The sequence below is a fragment of the Mesopusillimonas faecipullorum genome, from assembly GCF_020539505.1.
Lineage (GTDB): Bacteria > Pseudomonadota > Gammaproteobacteria > Burkholderiales > Burkholderiaceae_B > Mesopusillimonas > Mesopusillimonas faecipullorum.
Genome location: NZ_JACDXW010000028.1, coordinates 1 through 584 on the forward strand (window position 1 = coordinate 1; position 584 = coordinate 584).

Sequence of the window (584 nt, forward strand, 5' to 3'; positions counted from 1 at the left end):
TCATGGCCATCTGTTTCATCTCCAGAGGAATCAGTCGTCCTCGTTCGTGCCCCAGATGGCCTGAGCTTTTTTTGACAGCGTCAGCAGCGCAGCGGCTTCAGCCAGCGCCTTCTCCTTTCTGTGCAGTTCCTTCTCTAGAGCACGGCTTTTCTTGCGCTCCGCCGACAGCTCGGCCTTATTGGCCGACGCACCCATGTCGGTACTTTCAAAGGCGTCGCGCCAGGCATCAATCTGTTCAGGATACAAGCCGTGTTCACGGCAATACTGTGAACGTTCAGCCTCATTCATGGCTGCTGTCTGAATGACGGCGGCCAACTTGGCCTTGGCATCCCACTGATCGGCATGAGTGGACTTCTTAGGCACGACAAATCCCTTCGCACGAAACTGCTTTTTCCAGTTATACAGACTCGCCTCCGAGATCCCCGTCTCGCGGCTGAGCGCTGCCACCGTCTGATTGTGCGGCGGCATCAGCTTCCTGACAACCTGTTCTTTGAACTCTGCGCTGTAACTAGGCACTGCTTCACTCCGTCCGCCCCCTCAAATATTCAAATCAACTGAGCGGACATCTATTGTGACTGAGGGGG

The 584-nt window shown here is 55.3% G+C and carries 1 protein-coding gene; it reads right to left on the reverse strand.

The genetic code is table 11. The features are described 5' to 3' along the window. Positions 1-30: 30 nt before the first annotated feature. Positions 31-516 carry a transposase gene (locus H0484_RS15050; RefSeq protein WP_226955445.1) on the reverse strand — a complete coding sequence of 162 codons (486 nt, stop codon included), beginning with the start codon at positions 514-516 and terminating at the stop codon, positions 31-33. Positions 517-584 lie beyond the last annotated feature (68 nt).